The organism is Paraburkholderia nemoris, assembly GCF_905221015.1.
Lineage (GTDB): Bacteria > Pseudomonadota > Gammaproteobacteria > Burkholderiales > Burkholderiaceae > Paraburkholderia > Paraburkholderia nemoris.
Genome location: NZ_CAJNBO010000116.1, coordinates 1 through 789, shown reverse-complemented (window position 1 = coordinate 789; position 789 = coordinate 1). Strand labels below are relative to the sequence as shown.

The following is a 789-nucleotide window of genomic DNA, read 5'->3' as shown; positions in this document are numbered from 1 at the left end:
CTGATCGCGAAGGCGCGTCAGGCGGGACTGAAGCTCACGCCGAAGCAGGTGTTCGATCATCCGACGATCGAGGCGCAGGCGCGTGTGGCGGTGGAGCTGGGCGGAGCGGAGCAGGTGGAGCAGGCCGAACTGCATGAAGCACTCCCGCTGACGCCGATCCAGCGGAGTTTCTTCGAACGGTTTGAGGCGGCGCCGTCGCACTGGAACCAGGCGGTGCTGCTGCGGGTGCGCGGGGGGCTGAAGGTGGCGGTGCTGGAGCGCGCGTTGCAGGCGCTGGTGGCGCGGCACGATGCGCTGCGGTTGAGGTTTGCGCGGGTGGGGGAAGCCTCGACACGCGGCTGGACCCAGCGGGTAGCACCAGTACAGACCCAGCCGCAGGAACCTCTGGTCGAACAGATCACAATCGGCGACAGCGGTGACTGGGAGCAGGCACTGCACGATGCATGCACGCGGGTGCAGCAGCAACTGGACCTGCGGCACGGTCCGCTGCTGAAGGCGGCGTATCTGGATGTAGGTCGACACGGCCAGCGCGTGCTGCTGGCGATCCACCACCTGGCGGTGGATGGTGTGTCGTGGCGCATCCTGCTGGAGGAACTGCAGCAGGCGTATGCGCAGGCGGAGCGTGGCGAGGTGATTGCACTGGGCGCGCGTAGCACACCGTTCAGCGTGTGGAGCATGCGTCAGCACGACTACGGCATGCAGGCGGAGCGGCTTGCGGAACTGGGCTGGTGGCAGCAGCGGCTCACGGATGTGGTGGCGTGGCCGGCTGCGGAAGCGACACCGACAAAC

General features: G+C 67.6%; 1 protein-coding gene. It reads left to right on the top strand.

The genetic code is table 11. The features are described 5' to 3' along the window. On the top strand, positions 1 to 789 hold a 789-nt coding region (locus KHO33_RS41925), incomplete at both ends, for a condensation domain-containing protein (protein WP_236074855.1).